17 protein-coding genes are annotated in these 17,094 nt (G+C 69.6%); 10 read left to right on the top strand and 7 right to left on the bottom strand.

Annotation, left to right across the window (positions count from 1 at the left end):
* The first annotated feature begins 66 nt into the window (after nt 1-66).
* From EIZ44_RS39190 to EIZ44_RS39160, 7 genes are all read left to right on the top strand, one after another.
* Nucleotides 67-1,377 carry an extracellular solute-binding protein gene (locus tag EIZ44_RS39190; protein WP_134663536.1) on the top strand — a complete coding sequence of 437 codons (1,311 nt, stop codon included), beginning with the start codon at nt 67-69 and terminating at the stop codon, nt 1,375-1,377.
* Nucleotides 1,374-2,306, top strand: a complete 933-nt coding sequence (locus EIZ44_RS39185; RefSeq protein WP_370318143.1) for a carbohydrate ABC transporter permease — start codon at nt 1,374-1,376, stop codon at nt 2,304-2,306. The genes EIZ44_RS39190 and EIZ44_RS39185 overlap by 4 nt, the downstream gene beginning before the upstream one ends.
* Complete coding sequence (locus EIZ44_RS39180; RefSeq protein ID WP_134734030.1) at nt 2,306-3,127, top strand: carbohydrate ABC transporter permease; 822 nt, start codon at nt 2,306-2,308, stop codon at nt 3,125-3,127. The genes EIZ44_RS39185 and EIZ44_RS39180 overlap by 1 nt, the downstream gene beginning before the upstream one ends.
* Nucleotides 3,128-3,504: 377 nt before the next feature.
* On the top strand, nt 3,505-4,257 hold the full coding sequence (locus EIZ44_RS39175) for an SDR family oxidoreductase (RefSeq protein WP_106961427.1): 753 nt from the start codon (nt 3,505-3,507) through the stop codon (nt 4,255-4,257).
* Nucleotides 4,254-5,027: an SDR family oxidoreductase gene (locus EIZ44_RS39170; RefSeq protein ID WP_037814906.1), complete on the top strand. Its 774-nt coding sequence runs from the start codon at nt 4,254-4,256 to the stop codon at nt 5,025-5,027. Before EIZ44_RS39175 ends, EIZ44_RS39170 begins: the two co-directional genes overlap by 4 nt.
* Before the next feature lie 53 nt (nt 5,028-5,080).
* Nucleotides 5,081-6,397, top strand: coding sequence for an MFS transporter (locus EIZ44_RS39165; protein WP_134734029.1), 1,317 nt, complete (start codon nt 5,081-5,083; stop codon nt 6,395-6,397).
* A 197-nt stretch (nt 6,398-6,594) separates the two neighbouring features.
* A complete protein-coding gene (locus EIZ44_RS39160; protein ID WP_205669957.1) occupies nt 6,595-7,575 on the top strand; it encodes a chitinase in 981 nt (326 codons plus the stop codon).
* Nucleotides 7,576-8,319: 744 nt separating this feature from the next.
* On the opposite strand, the gene EIZ44_RS39155 is transcribed toward EIZ44_RS39160, so the two are convergent.
* From EIZ44_RS39155 to fabG, 7 genes are all read right to left on the bottom strand, one after another.
* Nucleotides 8,320-8,871: a GrpB family protein gene (locus EIZ44_RS39155; protein ID WP_134734028.1), complete on the bottom strand. Its 552-nt coding sequence runs from the start codon at nt 8,869-8,871 to the stop codon at nt 8,320-8,322.
* A 70-nt stretch (nt 8,872-8,941) separates the two neighbouring features.
* A complete protein-coding gene (locus tag EIZ44_RS39150) occupies nt 8,942-10,036 on the bottom strand; it encodes an acyl-CoA dehydrogenase family protein (protein WP_037814911.1) in 1,095 nt (364 codons plus the stop codon).
* The gene (locus EIZ44_RS39145) at nt 10,033-11,211 is read right to left on the bottom strand and encodes an acyl-CoA dehydrogenase family protein (RefSeq protein ID WP_037814913.1); all 1,179 of its coding nucleotides are present in this window, start codon (nt 11,209-11,211) and stop codon (nt 10,033-10,035) included. Before EIZ44_RS39145 ends, EIZ44_RS39150 begins: the two co-directional genes overlap by 4 nt.
* The gene (locus tag EIZ44_RS39140; RefSeq protein WP_037814915.1) at nt 11,208-12,431 is read right to left on the bottom strand and encodes an acyl-CoA dehydrogenase family protein; all 1,224 of its coding nucleotides are present in this window, start codon (nt 12,429-12,431) and stop codon (nt 11,208-11,210) included. Before EIZ44_RS39140 ends, EIZ44_RS39145 begins: the two co-directional genes overlap by 4 nt.
* Nucleotides 12,431-13,456 carry a phosphotransferase family protein gene (locus EIZ44_RS39135; RefSeq protein ID WP_134734027.1) on the bottom strand — a complete coding sequence of 342 codons (1,026 nt, stop codon included), beginning with the start codon at nt 13,454-13,456 and terminating at the stop codon, nt 12,431-12,433. Before EIZ44_RS39135 ends, EIZ44_RS39140 begins: the two co-directional genes overlap by 1 nt.
* A gap of 98 nt (nt 13,457-13,554) precedes the next feature.
* Nucleotides 13,555-14,007, bottom strand: a complete 453-nt coding sequence (locus EIZ44_RS39130) for a MaoC family dehydratase (RefSeq protein ID WP_037814918.1) — start codon at nt 14,005-14,007, stop codon at nt 13,555-13,557.
* Nucleotides 14,008-14,012: 5 nt separating this feature from the next.
* Nucleotides 14,013-14,768: a 3-oxoacyl-ACP reductase FabG gene (fabG, locus tag EIZ44_RS39125; protein ID WP_037814923.1), complete on the bottom strand. Its 756-nt coding sequence runs from the start codon at nt 14,766-14,768 to the stop codon at nt 14,013-14,015.
* 140 nt (nt 14,769-14,908) lie between these two features.
* Between fabG and EIZ44_RS39120 the strand changes: the two genes are divergently transcribed.
* The 3 genes from EIZ44_RS39120 (at nt 14,909) to EIZ44_RS39110 (ending at nt 17,075) form a co-directional block, all read left to right on the top strand.
* Nucleotides 14,909-16,087: a sensor histidine kinase gene (locus EIZ44_RS39120; protein ID WP_134734026.1), complete on the top strand. Its 1,179-nt coding sequence runs from the start codon at nt 14,909-14,911 to the stop codon at nt 16,085-16,087.
* 10 nt (nt 16,088-16,097) lie between these two features.
* Complete coding sequence (locus EIZ44_RS39115) at nt 16,098-16,760, top strand: response regulator (protein WP_134734025.1); 663 nt, start codon at nt 16,098-16,100, stop codon at nt 16,758-16,760.
* A gap of 102 nt (nt 16,761-16,862) precedes the next feature.
* Nucleotides 16,863-17,075: a hypothetical protein gene (locus tag EIZ44_RS39110; RefSeq protein WP_134734024.1), complete on the top strand. Its 213-nt coding sequence runs from the start codon at nt 16,863-16,865 to the stop codon at nt 17,073-17,075.
* Nucleotides 17,076-17,094 lie beyond the last annotated feature (19 nt).

Raw genomic sequence — 17,094 nt, 5'->3', positions numbered from 1 at the left:
CTAGATTTCGGCCAGCCTACGAGAAGTTTTCGAAACTTTTCGAACCTTCGGAGCGGAAGGTGCATCATGAAACTGGGTACTCGCCGGACGGTCCGCGGGACGCGGACGACGCTCGCGGCGACCGGGTTCGCGGCTCTGCTGGCGTTGACCGCGGCGTGCGGCACGAGCGGGCCCACGGCCGCCGCCGGCGGGAAAGCGACGGCATGGGCGTTGACCGGCGGCGACGAGCAGGTGTTCCGCGCTTCGTTCGCCAGCGGCGGCGTCGAGGGGCAGTTCTTCGGCAACGACGCGTACAAGCAGAAGATCCGCTCGGCCGTCGGCGCCGACCAGGCGCCCACCCTGGTGTTCAGCTGGGGCAACGGCGGGATGCTGAAATCCTGGGTCGCGGCAGGGAAAATCATGGATCTGACCCCGGAGGTGCGGAAGGATCCCGCGCTGACCGGCCGGTTCCTGCCCTCGGTGGCGAAAACCGGGGTGCTGGACGGAAAGACCTACGCCGTGCCGAACAACAGCATGCAGCCGGTTTTCCTGTTCTACAACAAGGATCTCTTCGCCCGGGTGGGCGCGCAGCCGCCGAAGACCTGGGACGAGCTGATGGCGCTCGTGCCGAAGTTCGCCGCCGCCGGGATCGCTCCGTTCTCCCTCGGCGGGCAAAGCAAATGGCCGCAGCTGATGTGGGAGGAGTACCTGGTCGACCGGATCGGCGGGCCGGGCGTCTTCGCCGCGATCGCCGCGAACAAGCCGGGCGCCTGGTCCGATCCCGCGATCCTGGACGCGAACCGCAAGATCCAGCAGCTCGTCGACGCGGGCGGATTCGCCAAGGGGTTCAATTCGATCAGCACCGACAGCAACGCGGACCTCGCCCTGCTCTACACCGGCAAGGCGGCGATGTACCTGATGGGTTCGTGGGCGTTCCCCACGATCAAGGAAGCCGACCCCGGTTTCGCCGCGGGCAAACTCGGTTACGTCGGCTTCCCGGTCGTGCCGGGAGGGAAGGGCGATCCGGCGGACATCGTCGGGAACCCGGCGAACTTCTGGTCGGTGTCCGCGCACGCCTCCGACGCGCAGAAACAGGCGGCGGTGAAATACCTGCGCGAGGGCGTCATGAACGATGCCTACGTCGACGCGCTGCTCGCCGGGGGCGCGGTGCCGCCGGTCAACGGGATCGAGGCCAAACTGGCCAAGGCACCGGACCCGGCGTATCTGTCCTATGTGTACGGACTGGCGCGGAACGCGCCGAATTTCCAGCTCTCCTGGGACCAGGCCCTTTCCCCCGGACAGGCCGACGCGCTGCTGAACAACCTGGACCAGCTCTTCCTCAAGCAGATCACGCCCGAGCAGTTCTCGGCGAACATGAACGCGACGGTCGGGAAGTGACGGTGTCCGCTGCCCTCGTGCGGGAGCGTTCCGGGAAGCGGCCGCGGTCCGCCGCGACGCCCGGCCGCGCCGGACCGCATCCGCTGACGGCCGTTCCCGCGCTGGCGTTCTTCTCGATCTTCGCGCTGCTCCCGCTCGGCGGGGTGGCGGTGCTCAGCCTGATGAAGTGGGACGGGATCGCCGACCCCGTCTGGACCGGGCTCGGCAACTGGACGGCGGCGCTAAGCGACCCGGCTACTTATCACGCGCTCTGGCTCAGCGTGCAGGTGATGGCGGCGAGCTGGTTGTTCCAGACGCCGGTCTCGCTTCTGCTTGGCGTGCTGACCGCGGGCCGCGGCCGGTACCGCGCGGTGCTGGGCGTGCTGTATTTCCTTCCGCTGCTGCTGTCCTCGGCCGCGATCGCGATCGCGTTCAAAGCCCTGCTCGACCCGAACTTCGGGATGAGCCGCGCTTTCGGAGCCGACTGGCTCTCCCAGGACTGGCTCGGCGAGCCGACACTGGCCCTGTACGTGGTGATCTTCGTGATCGGCTGGCAGTTCATGCCGTTCCACACGCTGCTCTATCAAGCGGGAGTGCGGCAGATCCCGGCCCAGCTTTACGAAGCCGCGCAGATCGACGGCGCGGGCCCGGTCCGGCAGTTCTTCCACATCACCCTGCCGCAGCTGCGCTACACGATCGTCACCTCCTCGACGCTGATGCTGGTCGGCTCGCTGACCTATTTCGACCTGGTCTTCGTGCTCACCGGCGGCGGCCCGGGCAACGCCACCCGGTTCCTGCCGCTGGACATGTACCTCAACGGTTTCTCGAACAACGACATGGGCCGCGCGAGCACTCTGGCCGTACTGCTCGTCGTCGCCGGGCTGGCGCTGTCGCTCGGCCTCTCCCGGTTCGCCCGCTTCTCCCGCGGCAGCCAGCAGGACGGTGTGTGATGGCCAGGAGCAGGCCCAACGTGCTCGGCGGGCTCGCCGGATTCGCCTGGCTGTTCGTCGTTCTCGTGCCCGTGTACTACATCGTCGTGACGAGCCTGCGCGGCCAGAGCGGGTTCTTCGGGGCCAATCCGTTGTCGCTGCCCGCCGATCCCACGTTCGAGAACTACCGGCTGGTCCTGGACAACGGTTTCCTCCGCTACCTGATCAACAGTGCGGTCGTCACGGCAGGCACTGTGGTTATCACCGTCGCGGTATCGCTACTGGCGGCCTATTTCATCGTGCGCGGCCGGACCCGGTTCTCCGCGACCACGTACAAGATTTTCCTGCTAGGCCTGGCGATCCCGCTGCAGGCGACGATCATCCCGATCTATTACCTGATCACGCGCGCGCACCTCTACGACACCCTGCTCGCGATCGTGCTGCCCTCGGTCGCCTTCGCGATTCCGCTCTCGGTGGTCGTCCTGGCCAATTTCCTGCGCGACGTGCCGAACGAGCTGTTCGAATCGATGCGCGTGGACGGCGCCGGGCACGGACGGATGCTCGTCAGCCTGGTGCTGCCCATGGTCAAACCCGCGATGGTCACCGTCGCGGTGTACGACGGCCTCAACGTGTGGAACGGATTCCTCTTCCCGCTCATCCTCACCCAGAGCGCCGACCAGCGCGTGCTTCCCATGGCGCTGTGGGCTTTCCAAGGCCAGTTCCGGGTCAACATCCCCGCGGTCCTCGCCGCGGTCGTCCTTTCCACCCTGCCGGTCCTCGCGCTGTACATCCTCGGCCGGCGCTACCTCGTCACCGGTCTCACCGCGGGTTTCGGCAAGTAATCCTTCGCCCGGACTTCCCGGCCAGGCGAACGCACAGGGTCGCGACGGCGGTCACTGTCTGTGGTCGCTATGCGGTTCGAGGTTGCGCGAGGGACCAGCGCTGAGTCCGTCGGGGGCAGATCTGCTTCACTCAGCCGGCGCGCCAGCAGTCATCGACTTCTGTGTTTCGCTGTTCCTCGCATGTCGCCAGAACTGCAGGCGGGCGTGTTGTCGAGAGCCGCTGGTCGGTGAATACGCAGGGTCCGGACGGCAGTGACCCACCGCGTTGTGACGGCCGAGGCGACGGTCCAGGGTTGCGTAAGCGAGCCTCGCCGTTATCCTGCGACTAAGCGGTCGCTTAGCGGTGGCTGTCCAGCGGCGGACAAGGAGACGGTGTGGTGGAGTCGTTCAAGGATCGCGTTGCCCTGGTCACCGGGGCCAGCCGGGGGATCGGGCTGGCTATCGCGCAGGGGCTGGTCGAGCGCGGGGCGAAGGTGTGCATCACCGCGCGCAAGCCGGAGCCGCTCGCGGAGGCCGTCGAGAAGCTCGGCGGGCCCGAGGTCGCGATCGCGGTGCCCGGCAAGGCCGACGACGCCGCGCATCAGCAGGAGGCGGTCGCCGCCGCGGTCGAGAAGTTCGGCAGTCTCGACATGCTGGTCAACAACACCGGCATCAACCCGGTCTACGGGCCCACGCTGGACGTCGACCCGGCCGCCGCGAGCAAGATCTTCGCGGTGAACGTCGTGGCGCCGCTGTCGTGGATCCGCGTCGCGCGGGACGCGTGGATGGGCGAGCACGGCGGCGCGGTGGTCAACGTCGCCTCGATCGCGGGCATCCGCACCTCGCCGGGCATCGGCATGTACGGCGTCAGCAAGGCCGCGCTGATCCGGCTCACCCAGGAACTCGGCGCGGAACTCGGTCCGAAGATCCGGGTCAACGCGGTGGCTCCGGCGGTGGTCAAGACGCAGTTCGCGACCGCGCTGTACGAGGGGCGCGAGGAAGAAGTCGCCGCGGCGTATCCGATGAAGCGGCTCGGGGTGCCGGAGGACATCGCGGGCGCGGTGGCGTTCCTGCTGTCCGGCGAGGCGGGCTGGATGACCGGGCAGACGGTCGTGCTCGACGGCGGCGTGACGCTCGGCGGCGGTCTGTGAGCGCCGGAGTCGTCATCACCGGCGGTGGTGGCGGGATCGGGGCGGCACTGGCGCGGCGGTTCGCGGCCGACGGGGCTCGCATCGTGGTCGCGGACCTCGACGGGGACCGTGCCGCCGAGGTCGCGGCCGAGGTGGGCGGCACGTCGTTCGCCGGTGACGTCGCCAGCGAATCCGGGGTCGCCGACCTGATCGACACCGCCCGCGAAACGCTCGGTGAGATCGACGTTTTCTGCGCCAACGCCGGGGTCGCGCCGTTCGGCGACGCCCACGCGGACGAAGACGCGTGGTCGCTGGCGTGGGACGTGAACGTGATGGCACACGTCCGTGCGGCCCGGCTGCTGCTGCCGGCGTGGCTGGAGCGCGGCGAGGGGCGGTTCGTCGCGACGGTGTCCGCGGCGGGCGTGCTCACGAGCCTTGGCTCGGCTCCGTATTCGGTGACCAAGCACGGCGCGCTGGCGTTCGCGGAATGGCTGTCGGCCACCTACCGGCACCGCGGCATCACCGTGCAGGCGATCTGCCCGCAGGGCGTGCGCACCGCGATGCTCGAAGAGACCGGCGAACGCGGCAAACTGCTGATGGGCGCCAGCGCGATCGACCCGCCGCAGGTGGCCGACGCGTTGTTCGCCGCGATGGCCGAGAACCGGTTCCTGGTGCTGCCGCACGCCGAGGTCGCGGACTTCTATGCCTTGCGCGCCACCGAAACCGACCGCTGGCTCGGCGGGATGAACAAGCTGCAGCGGAAAATGGAGGAGCTGCCCGGCGACGCGTGACCCGATATTCTCCCGGGGCGGCACCGAGCCGCAGGGGAGAACAGGGAGCCGGAATGACCGCACCCGCGCGCACCGACATGTCGCGCATCGCCACCGCCAGTTTCATCGGCACCGCCATCGAGTTCTACGATTTCTACATCTACGGGACCGCGGCGGCGCTGGTGTTCGGGAAGGTCTTTTTCCCGACGTTTTCCTCGACCGCCGGGGTGCTCGCCTCGCTCGGCACCTTCGCGGTGGGATTCGTCGCGCGCCCGGTCGGGGCGATCCTTTTCGGACACTGGGGCGACCGGATCGGCCGCAAGTCCATGCTGGTCACGTCCTTGCTGGTGATGGGACTGTCCACAGTGGCCGTCGGGCTGGTCCCGGACTACGGCACGCTCGGCATCTGGTCGCCGGTCCTGCTGGTGGTGCTGCGCTTCGTGCAGGGCATCGGCCTCGGCGGCGAATGGGGCGGCGCGGTGCTGATGTCAACGGAGTACGCGCCGCCGGGCAAACGCGGCCTGTACTCGGCTTTCCCACAGCTCGGCCCGGCCATCGGATTCGTGCTGGGCAACCTGCTGTTCCTGCTGCTGGACGCGGTGCTCCCGCCCGCCGAGTTCTTGTCCTGGGGCTGGCGGCTGCCGTTCCTGTTCTCCGCGGTGCTGCTGGCGGTCGGGTTCTACATCCGGATCAAGATCGCTGAGACGCCGGTTTTCCAGGCCGCATTAGACAAAGCCGAACAGGCGAAAGTCCCGCTCTTCGAACTGCTGCGGAAACAGCCGCGGATTTTGGTGCTGTCGACGTTGTCGTTCGTGCTCGCGCACGCGCTTTTCTATACTGTCACCACATTCTGTCTTTCGATGGCGACGACCACACTCGGCATTCCGCGCACCACTGTCCTGATCAGCCTGCTCATCGCCGCCACCGTGATGGGCGTGGCGACGCTGGTGTTCGCGATGAAGTCCGACCGATGGGGCCGCAGGCGGCTGAGCGCGGCGGCCGCGGTTTCCGTTGTGGTGTGGGCGTTTCCGCTCTTTGCCTTGCTGCAGACGGGAAACCCAGTGCTGCTGACGCTCGGTTTCGTCGGCGGCCTGGCGTGTTTCGCGATGCTGTACGGGCCGATGGGTGCGTTCCTGCCGGAGCTGTTCCGGGTGCGGTACCGGTATTCCGGCGCTTCGATCGCGTACAGCGTCGCGGGCGTGATCGGCGGCGGGATCGTGCCGCTGATCTCGACCGATCTGTGGGCGTCGACCGGCTCGACGGTGCCGGTCGCCCTGGTGCTGGTCGTGCTCGGGGTGCTCAGCTTCCTGTGCGTGCTGGCCCTGCCGGAGACCCGCGACCACGACTTCTCCGACGGGCTCGGCGAGGGGACCGCCGCCGGCCGCCCCTGACTTTCGGCCCCACCCGGCCGGGGGAAATCCGGCCGGGCGCGGTGTTTCCGGTCCGGTGCGCCGTTCGGGCTGCGGCTCTTGACACGCCGATTTGGTCTAGTCCAGTGTGTGACGGCACCCTTCCGGGTGCACTCCTCCCGGGTTGATCCCGCCGCCTCAAACCGGAGGTGTTCCGTGGTGCTCGTGGGAGGAACACGATGAAATCAGTGCGTCGGCTGGCCGCGCTCGCGGCGGCGGCAGGGGCGGCTCTCGCGACCGCGGCCGGGGTGGCCACGGCCGCGCCCGCGTCCGCTCCGCAGGTGGCGGCCGCTCCGGACCCGGTGCTCGCTTCGCCGTACCTGTACCAGTGGGCGGGGCAGACCAGCGCGTCGGCGGCGATGTCCGCGACCGGGATCAAGACGTTCACGCTCGCGTTCATGCTGTCGGACGGCTCGTGCAACCCGAAGTGGGACGGCGACCGTTCGCTGACCGGTTCGGACAAAACCCTGATCAAGTCCATCCGCGACGCGGGCGGCGACGTGATCCCGTCCTTCGGCGGCTGGTCCGGCACGAAACTCGGCGCCAAGTGCTCGTCGGCCTCGGCGTTGGCGGGGGCGTACCAGAAGGTGATCGACGCGTACGGCCTGAAGGCGATCGACCTCGACATCGAGAACACCGACGAGTTCGAGAACGCGACAGTGCAGGACCGGATCCTGAACGCGGTCAAGATCACCAAGCAGAAGAACCCCGGCGTGCGCGTCGTGATCACGATCGGCACCGAAACGTCCGGCCCGAACGACTGGGGCAAGCGGCTGATCAAGCAGGCGAAGGCGATCGGCGCGCCGGTGGACGTGTGGTCGGTGATGCCGTTCGACTTCTCCAGCGGCGGCGACATGGCGGGCAAGACGAAGTCCGCGGTGGACGGTCTCGTGGGGCAGCTGAAGTCGACGTTCGGCTGGGACAGCGCCACGGCGTACCGGCACGCGGGCCTCTCGTCGATGAACGGCAAGACGGACAACCCCGGCGAGGTCGTCTCGGTGTCGGACTTCACCGCGATCCGCGACTACGCCTCCAGCCACCACCTCGGCCGGTTCACCTTCTGGGCGACCAACCGGGACTGCTCGGGCGGCGGGGAGTGCAGCGGAATCTCGCAGCCGAAGTACGCGTTCACGAAGATCGTGGCCGGGTACCACGGCTGAGCTGGTCCAGGCCGGTGACGAGGCCGCCGTTCCGAGGGGTGCGGCCTCGTCGCCACCTGCTCTGCGACTGGGTGGGGACTCGGTGGGGTTCGGAGCGGCCGGTCGATGCGGGGGAGCCGCATCCGGTCGGGCGGGCTGGCTGGGCTGAGTTCTGGCGCAGGGGGACAGAGGTCGGGCTGAGCCGAGGTTGAGGGGGCGGCGGGTCCGGGATGGGCTCGGGACGGACCGGTGCGAAGAGGCCGGTCTGGACAGATGGGCCGCGGCAGCCCGCAGAGGTTAGCGGGGGCCGGGGTGATTGCCGCGGTTGCTGGAGTGTCGTCTGGTGACTGCGATTGGTGGGGTTGCCGAGGGCGCAGGGTTTGGGTGATCGCCGGGGTTGCTGGAGCGGTGTCGTCTGGCGGCTGCGGTTCCCAGTGGGTGCGGAGGGCGCAGGGGCGAGCGCGCGATGTGGCGGCCGCGATTTCACACAGGTGATGCTGGGGCGGGGTGATCGCGGTGGCGTGGTGCAGCGGCTGCGATTCCCGGGGGCTGCCGAGGGCGCCGGGGCGAGCGCGGTGCGGCGGCTGCGATTCACAGGAGCCGCTGAGGGCGCAGGGCCCGGCGGGATGATCGCCGGAGCACCCTCGACCGCAGAGGGCTCGGCGCAGAGGAGCTCGGCGCAGAGGTCGGCACGGTCGCGCGGTGGGGGCGCGACCGTACCGGGCTCGAACAGCGAGACTCGGCGCTAGCCGCAGCACACAGCCCTCAACCGCCCAAAACCCGCAGGACGAACTCCGTCTTCCCCGCCGTATACACCTCCCGATCCGTCACCTCCCCAGCCAGCCGTCGCTTCACCTCGGCGTACTCCTCGGCCAACCCGGGATCCGCCCGCAGCGCGTCCCGGAATCGGAGCTGTGCCTGCCACCGTGGATGTCCCTCCGGCAGCAGGTGCAGGTGCGCCACCCGACGCCGTCCCTCCACATCGGGCAGCACGAAGAACCGCCGCCACGGTGCCGCGACGTCCAGTTCCGGTGGCACGTAGCACCAGCCCTCAGCGGAAAGCACCGGCACTACCGCCGAGACCGTCGCCGCGGACAGGTCCCGCATCGGGGCCATCACGTCGAGCACCGGTTTGGCCGCCAAGCCGGGCACCGCTGTCGAGCCGACGTGCTCCACCTGCCCGGGAGCGAGCCAAGGCGCGAGCAGCCGCGCGATCTCAGCGCACAGCGCGGAGCCGCGTGAAGCCCACGTCGGATCCGGGGGATGGATTTCGGGTCGTTCGTAGGCCCAGGCCGGAGCATGGGACGGGTCATCCATGCCGGGCCGCAAGGGAGGCCGGGGTTTCGTCCATGCCGATCACGTTAACCCCGGCCACCGACAAAAACCGTCAGGCGGGAAGATCCACCAGATCAGCCAGCCGGGCCCGATGCCGTCCGGGAGTACCGAAAGCGATCTGGTCGCTCTTGGCCCGCTTGAGATACAGATGCGCCGGATGTTCCCACGTCATCCCGATCCCGCCGTGCAGCTGGATCGCTTCCTCCGCCGCGTGCACCGCGATCGGCGACACCCTGGCCTGCGCGACCGACACCGCGATCGGCACGTCGTTCCCCGTCGCCAGCGCATCCGCCGCGTACCGAGCCGCGGCCCGCGCGTTGACCAGTTCCGTGTACAGATTCGCCAACCGGTGCTTCAGCGACTGGAAACCCCCGACCGGACGGCCGAATTGGTACCGCCCCTTCAGGTACGTGACAGTCTCCGTCAACGCCCACTCGGTGATCCCGGTCTGCTCCGAAGCCAGCAGCCCAGCCGCAGTGGTCAGGGCGCTGTCCAATGCCTCGGCAGCGGCGGAGCCGGTGCAAATCGTCTGTGCGGCAACGGAATTCAGGGTCACATCGGCGACCCGGCGCGTCAGGTCCAACGACACTGCCTCGGTCACGGTCGCCGCGGAAGCGTCCACGGAGTAGAGGCCGGGACCATCAGGGCCGACAGCCGGAACGATCAGCAGATCGGCGACCGAAGCATCGGCCACTGTGGACACCCGGCCGGACAACGTTCCGTCGAGAAACGAAACAGCAGAAGGGAAAGCAGCACCCGGAGCGGTCGACAAAGGCACCGCCAGGGCGCCGATCACCGAGCCGGAAGCGAGCTGGGGGAGCAGGTCCGAACCGGCGGCCAGCAAGGCAGCCGTCGCGAGCACTGCACTGCCCAGGTACGGCACCGGCGCGACACTCCGGCCCAGTTCCTCCATCACGACCGCGACCTCGCGCGTCGAAGCGCCATGTCCGCCAAGGGATTCCGGCACCATCAGCCCGGCCGCGCCGAGGTCGGCAGCCAGCGTCTTCCACAGCGCGAGGTCGTACGGCGTGTCCGTTTCGACCCGAGCCAGCAGGGCCGTCGGCCCGGCCCGGTCGGTCAGCAGTGCGCGCACCGACGACCGCAGGTCCTCTTCCACATCCGAGTACAGCAGGTCCGGCGTGCTCATCGCGGCAGGTCCTTCCAGGCGACGTCCTTATCCACCCGCGGCTCGGACGGCAGCCCCAGCACGCGTTCGGAGATGATGTTCCGCAGCACCTCCGAGGTACCGCCCTCGATCGAGTTTCCCTTGGCGCGCAAGTACCGGTACCCGGCGTCGCGGCCGAAGAAGTCGACCTGTTCCGGACGGCGCATCGTCCAGTCCTCGTAGCGCAGGCCCTCTTCGCCGAGCAGTTCCAGCTCCAAACCGGACAGCTGCTGGTTCAGCTCGGCGAACGCCACCTTCATCGCCGAACCTTCCGGGCCCGGCGCGCCCACGGCGAGCTGCTGCCGCTGCCGCATTCCGGCCAGCCGCAACGATTCCGCCTCGACCCAGTGCTGCACGAGCCGGTCGCGCAGTTCCGGCGTGCGCAGCTCCGGACGGTCCCGCCACGTCTTCGCGACCAGCCCGATCATGCCGCCCTCGCGCGGCATCGCGGTGCCGCCGATCGCGACGCGTTCGTTCATCAGCGTGGTCTGCGCGACCTTCCAGCCCTCGCCGACCGCGCCGATCCGCTGCGCGTCCGGGATCCGCACTTCAGTGAGGAAGACCTCGTTGAACTCCGCCTCGCCGGTGATCTGCCGCAGCGGCCGGACCTCGACGCCGGGTGCGGTCATATCGCACAGGAAGTACGTCATGCCCTGGTGTTTCGGCACGTCCGGGTCGGTGCGGGTGACGAGGATGGCCCACTGCGCGAGATGCGCGCTGGACGTCCACACCTTCTGCCCGGTCACGACCCAGTCGTCGCCGTCGCGGACCGCTCGCGTGGCCAGCGCGGCGAGGTCGGAGCCGGCGCCCGGTTCGCTGAACAGCTGGCACCACACCTCCTCGCCGGTCCACAGTGGACGGAGGTAGCGCTTCTTCTGCTCCTCGGTGCCGAACGCGAGGATGGTCGGCGCGGCCATGCCGAGCCCGATGAGGATCCGGCGCGGGTTGTTGTCCGGTGCGCCGGCGGCGGCGAATGCGGCTTCGACCTCGCCCTGCAGCGCACGCGGAGCACCCTGGCCGCCGAGTCCTTCGGGGAAGTGCACCCAGGCGAGCCCGGCGTCGAACCGGGCCCGCAGGAAGTCCACAGTGGACAAGGAAGCCGGATCGTGCGCGGCGAGGAACGCGTCGACCTGCGCCCGCAGCTCCTCGGCGGTCACTTGCCCGCCTCCGTCCGGTACTTCTTCAGCTCGCGCCGCGCCAGCGAACGCTTGTGCACCTCGTCCGGACCGTCGGCGAGCCGCAGCGTGCGCACCCCGGCCCAGATCTCCGCCAGCGGGAAGTCCTGCGAGACGCCGCCCGCGCCGTGCGCCTGGATCGCCTTGTCCAGGATCCATTCGACGGTCAGCGGGGTGGAGATCTTGATCGCCTGGATCTCGGTGTGCGCGCCCTGGTTGCCGACGGTGTCCATCAGCCACGCGGTCTTGAGCACCAGCAGCCGCTGCTGTTCGATCCGCACGCGCGCCTCGGCGATCCAGTCCTGCACGACGCCGGAATCGGCGATCGGACGCCCGAACGTCTCGCGCGACAGCGTGCGGCGGCACATCGCCTCCAGCGCGCGTTCCGCCATGCCGATCGCGCGCATGCAGTGGTGGATGCGGCCCGGCCCGAGGCGGGCCTGTGCGATGGCGAACCCGGAACCCTCGTCGGCGATCAGGTTCTCCGCGGGCACCCGCACGTCCTCGAACAGCACCTCGGCGTGCCCGCCGTGGTCGCCGTCGGTGTAGCCGAACACCTGCATGCCGCGCACGACGGTCAGCCCCGGCGTGTCGCGCGGGACCAGGATCATGCTCTGCTGCTGGTGCGCGGGCGCGTCCGGATCGGTCTTGCCCATCACGATGAAGATCTTGCAGTTCGGGTTCATCGCGCCGGTGATGTACCACTTGCGCCCGTTGACGACGTACTCGTCGCCCTCGCGCCGGATGCTGGTCGCGATGTTGCGCGCGTCCGAGGAGGCCACGTCGGGTTCGGTCATCGCGAACGCGGAGCGGATTTCCCCGGCCAGCAACGGTTCCAGCCACTGCTTCTTCTGCTGGTCGCTGCCGAACATGGTCAGCACTTCCATGTTCCCGGTGTCCGGCGCGGCGCAGTTGACCGCGGCGGGCGCGAGGTGCGGGCTGCGGCCGGTGATCTCGGCCAGCGGCGCGTACTGCAGGTTCGTCAGTCCCGCACCGTGGTCGCCGGGCAGGAAGAAGTTCCACAGCCCGCGTTTGCGCGCCTCGGCCTTGAGCTCGTCGACGACCGGCGGCGGCGACCACGGGTCGGTGCGCGCGGCCAGCTGCTCGTGGAAAACAGCCTCGGCGGGGTAGACGTGCGAGTCCATGAATTCGAGCAGTTGCCCGCGCAGTTCCTCGGTGCGGGCGTCGAACGCGAAGTCCATCAGTTCTCCTTGCTGAGCGTCTTGGCGCCCTGCTCGATCAGGGGAGCGACGGCGGCGCCGATCTGGTCGAAGCCCTCGCCGACGGTTTTGCCTTGCTGGAAGCGGAAGTAGATGCCCTCGAGGATCACCGCGAGCTTGAAGAACGCGAAGCTCACGTACCAGTCCAGCGCCGACAGATCGCGGCCGGACCGCTGCGCGTAGCGGGCGATCGTCTCGTCGGTGCCCGGATAACCGGGCGCGCTGCTGGCGTTGGACACCATCGGCAGCGAGAGCTGGTCGCGCTGCGCGTAGGTGATCATCAGGCCGAGGTCGGTGAGCGGGTCGCCGAGCGTGGACATTTCCCAGTCCAGCACCGCAGTGATCCGGTCGTCGCCGTCGACGAGGACGTTGTCCAGCCGGTAGTCGCCGTGCACGATCGCGGGCGGGCCGGACGCCGGGATCGCCGCGGCGAGCCGGTCGTGCAGCCGGTCCGCGCCCGGCAGGTCACGGCTGCGCGAACCGTCGAGCTGCTTCTTCCACCGGCGCAGCTGGCGTTCCAGAAAGCCTTCCGGACGGCCGAAATCGCCGAGCCCGACCGCTTCCGGATCGACCGCGTGCAGGTCGACGAGCGTGTCCACCAGCGAATCGGCGATCGCCCTCGTCCGCTTCGGGCCGAGCTGCTCCAGCTCCTCCGCGGTGCGGTACGGCGTGCCCTCGACGAACTGCATCACGTAGAACTGCGCGCCGAGCACGTCCGCGTCCTCGCACAGCAGAACGGTTTCCGGCACCGGCACCGGAGTCCCGGCGAGACCGCTCATCACGCGGAACTCGCGGCGCATGTCGTGCGCGGTCGGCAGCACGTGGCCGAGCGGCGGACGGCGCACGACCCAGCGCTGCGTGCCGTCGGAGACGAGATAGGTGAGATTGGACCGCCCGCCCTGCACCACTTCCGCGGTGAGGGCTCCGGAGACGAGCCCGGGCCGCTCGCGGTCGAGATGGGCGCGCAGCCTCGCCAGATCGAGGCCGGGCGGGTCGGTTTCGGTCATCGGAAGGACTCCAGTTCGTGCGAGGTCGGGGCTTGCGCGCCCATGCCGCGTCGGGTGCGGGGACGCACCGGACGCCGCATCGGGGCGCGGGCGGGGGCTCAGAGGATGAGCCGGGAAACCATCTCGGCGACGCAGGCGGGTTTGTCCTCGCCCTCGATTTCGACGGTCCAGCGCACCACGGCCTGCTTGCCGCCGGGCACGTCGGTCAGCTCGACCAGTTCGGCGGTCCCGCGCACCCGCGAGCCCACCTTCACCGGCTGCGGGAACCGCACCTTGTTGAGGCCGTAGTTGATGCCCATCTTCAGGCCCTCGACCCGGTAGATCTCCGGCAGGAACGCCGGGATCAGCGACAGCGTGAGGAACCCGTGCGCGATCGTCGTGCCGAACGGGCCGGCAGCGGCCTTCTCGGCGTCGAGGTGGATCCACTGGTGGTCGCCGGTGGCGTCGGCGAACAACTGCACCTGCTCCTGGGAGACGGTGTGCCATTCGCTCGTGCCCAGGGGCCCGCCCACTGCTTCGGCGAGTTCGGCGACATCGGAGAACACGCGCATCGGGATCAGTCCTTCGGTCCGCCGGCGACGTAGATGACCTGGCCGGACACGAAGCCCGCGCCCTCGCTGACCAGGAACGACGCGACGTTCGCGATGTCCTCGGGCGTGCCGACGCGCTGCACCGGGATCTGCGAGGCGGCCGCGGCCTTGAAGTCCTCGAAGCTCATGCCGACGCGCTCGGCGGTCGCCGCGGTCATGTCGGTGGCGATGAACCCGGGCGCGATCGCGTTGGCGGTGACGCCGAACTTGCCCAGTTCGATCGCCAGCGTCTTGGTGAAGCCCTGCATGCCCGCCTTGGCCGCGGAGTAGTTGACCTGCCCGCGGTTGCCCAGCGCCGAGGTGCTGGACAGGTTGACGATCCGGCCCCACTTCTCCTGCGTCTGGTACTTCTGCACGGCGCGGGTCATCAGGAACGAGCCGCGCAGGTGCACGTTGAGCACCGAGTCCCAGTCCTGTTCGGTCATCTTGAACAGCAGGTTGTCGCGGGTGATGCCGGCGTTGTTGATCAGCACGGTCGGCGCGCCGAGCTCCTCGGCCACGCGGGTCACCGCGGCCTCGACCTGCTCGGCGTCGCTGACGTCCAGCGCGACGCCGACCGCGCGGCCGCCGTCGGCGACGATCGCCTCGGCGCCCTGCTTGACCCCGGCCTCGTCGAGGTCCAGCAGGCCGACGGCGAACCCGTCGGAGGCGAGGCGGCGGGCGACGGCGGCGCCGATGCCACGGCCTGCGCCGGTCACGATGGCCACACGGGAAGCGGTCACGGGGATCTCCTCATCGTCGAGAAAGCGGTTCGGCAGCGGCGCTAAGCGTACGCTTAGTACGAGAATTTCGCGAGACCTCGGAAGAGCGGTTCGCCGCGTGCGGCCGGAATTGTCGGTCCGGCCCGGTAGGGTCGCCGCCGATGAAGATCACGAGCGCGCCCCTCGTCGCGGCGGGACGCGCGCTGGGAGAAGCGGTCGCCGGCGGCGGCGGTCCGGTTGTCGCGCCCGGCCGGACGCACCAGGTGCTGACCGGGCTCGCGGCGCTCGTCGCCGGGGTGCTCGCGTTTTTTCCGGCCGACCGCGCGACCGAGGGCGCGCGGGTGCTGGCGGCCGCGCTGACCCTGTTCGCGGTCGGGCTGACGCTGGTGCGTCCGCTGTGGTCCTGGCGGGTGCTGATCGTCCTCGTGGGCTGCGCGGACCAGCTGTACGGGATCCACGCCCGGTTCGGCTGGCCGTGGACCGAGGGGTTCGCGTTCGCGGCGATCCCCGTGCTCGCCGCGGTCGGCCGCAACCACCGGCCGGGCGTGCTGGCGTGGGTCTGGCTGATCTCCACCGGGGTCAGCGCCCTGCTGGCGAACGTGCGCGGCGAGCTGGTCGTGATCTCCGTGCTGCTCGCGGTGCCGCTGGCGTTCGGCTGGCTGGTTTCGCGGCTGCGCGGCGCCGAACGCGACCTGGAAGCGGAGTCCACCCGCCGCGCGGTGCTGGAGGAACGCGCCCGGATCGCCCGCGAGCTGCACGACGTGGTCGCGCACCACATGTCGGTGCTGGCCATGCGCGCGGATTCGGCGCGCTACCGGTTCCCCGGCCTCGACGACGGGCTGCGCGAGGAGTTCCAGTCGATCCAGGACACCGCCCGCAACGGGATGACCGAAATGCGCCGGCTGCTCGGCCTGCTGCGGGCCGAGCAAGCCGGACAGGAGACCGAGCCGCAGCCCGGAGCCGAGCAGATCGAACAGCTGGTGGAACGGGTCCGCGCGACGGGCACTGACGTGCGGTTCGAGCTGCGCGGCGATTACCGCGGGCTGCCCGAGGGCGTCGGGTTGTCCGCGTACCGGATCGTCCAGGAAGGGCTCAGCAACGCGGTGCGGCACGCTCCCGGCGCACCGGTCGAGGTGTTCGTGCACGTCGGACCAGGCGAGCTGCGGCTTGTCGTGCAGGACACCGGTGCCGTCGCGAGCGCTCCCGAGGACACGGCGGGGCGGGCGAAACACGGACTGCTCGGGATGCGGGAACGCGCGGCAGCGCTCGGCGGTACGTTCTCCGCGGAGCGAAGGGACGGCGGCGGATTCGCCGTCGTCGTGACCGTTCCGCTGGACTAGGGGGACAGCCATGGCGGTGACGGTGGTGATCGCCGACGACCAGACCATGGTCCGGCAGAGCTTTCGCGCGGTGCTGGCCGCGCAGCCGGACATCGAGGTGGTCGGCGAGGCGGCCACCGGGACCGAGGCGGTGGCCGCGTGCCGCGCGCTGCGCCCGGACCTGGTGCTGATGGACATCCGGATGCCGGACCTCGACGGGCTCGCCGCCACCCGGCTCATCCTCGGCGACGGCCGGGACACCGGGCCACGGGTGCTCGTGCTGACCACGTTCGACGCGGACGAATACGTCTACGGCGCGCTCAGCGCCGGTGCGAGCGGGTTCCTGCTGAAGGACTCCCCGCTGGACGATTTGGTCGTCGCGGTCCGGATGGTGGCGGCGGGCAACGCGCTGTTCGCGCCCGCGGTGACCCGCCGCGTGATCGAAGGGTTCGCCGGGACGCGGCGGCCGACCCAGGACGTCGGCAGGCTGTCCGAGCTGACCGCGCGCGAACTCGAGGTGCTGCGGCTGATCGCGCGCGGACTGTCCAACGCGGACATCGCCGCGCAGCTGGTGATCGCGGAACAGACCGCCAAGACGCACGTCAGCCGGGTGCTGGGCAAGCTCGGGGTCCGCGACCGTGCACAAGCCGTGGTCATGGCCTACGAGGCGAAGTTCGTGGTGCCGGGACAGTGATACGCCGGTAGCACTCGCGCGCGAGCACGCTACCGGGGGAGCAGCCGAAGACAGCTCCGCGGACCGACGCTTCCGGGGCACTCGTCTCCCTAGCTTTCCCTTGTGCGCCAAGAGAAAAACATTGTCGTCGTGGTGATCGCCGCGTTGGCCGGGCTCGCCGTCTTCCGCTGGCTCGGCGGAGCACCGCTCGGGGTGGACAGCGCGGTGTACCGCGCCGGTGCGCTGGCCGTGCTGCGCGGACAGCCGCTTTACGAGCCCCTGCTCGCGCTCGACCCGAAGTCCGCGCTGGAGTTGCCTAATCAGTTCTGGGAGTGAGCCGTCCGGCACACTCCTG

The sequence above is a fragment of the Amycolatopsis nivea genome, from assembly GCF_004522235.1.
GTDB lineage: Bacteria > Actinomycetota > Actinomycetes > Mycobacteriales > Pseudonocardiaceae > Amycolatopsis > Amycolatopsis nivea.
This window is presented reverse-complemented; position numbering and strand designations above follow the sequence as displayed.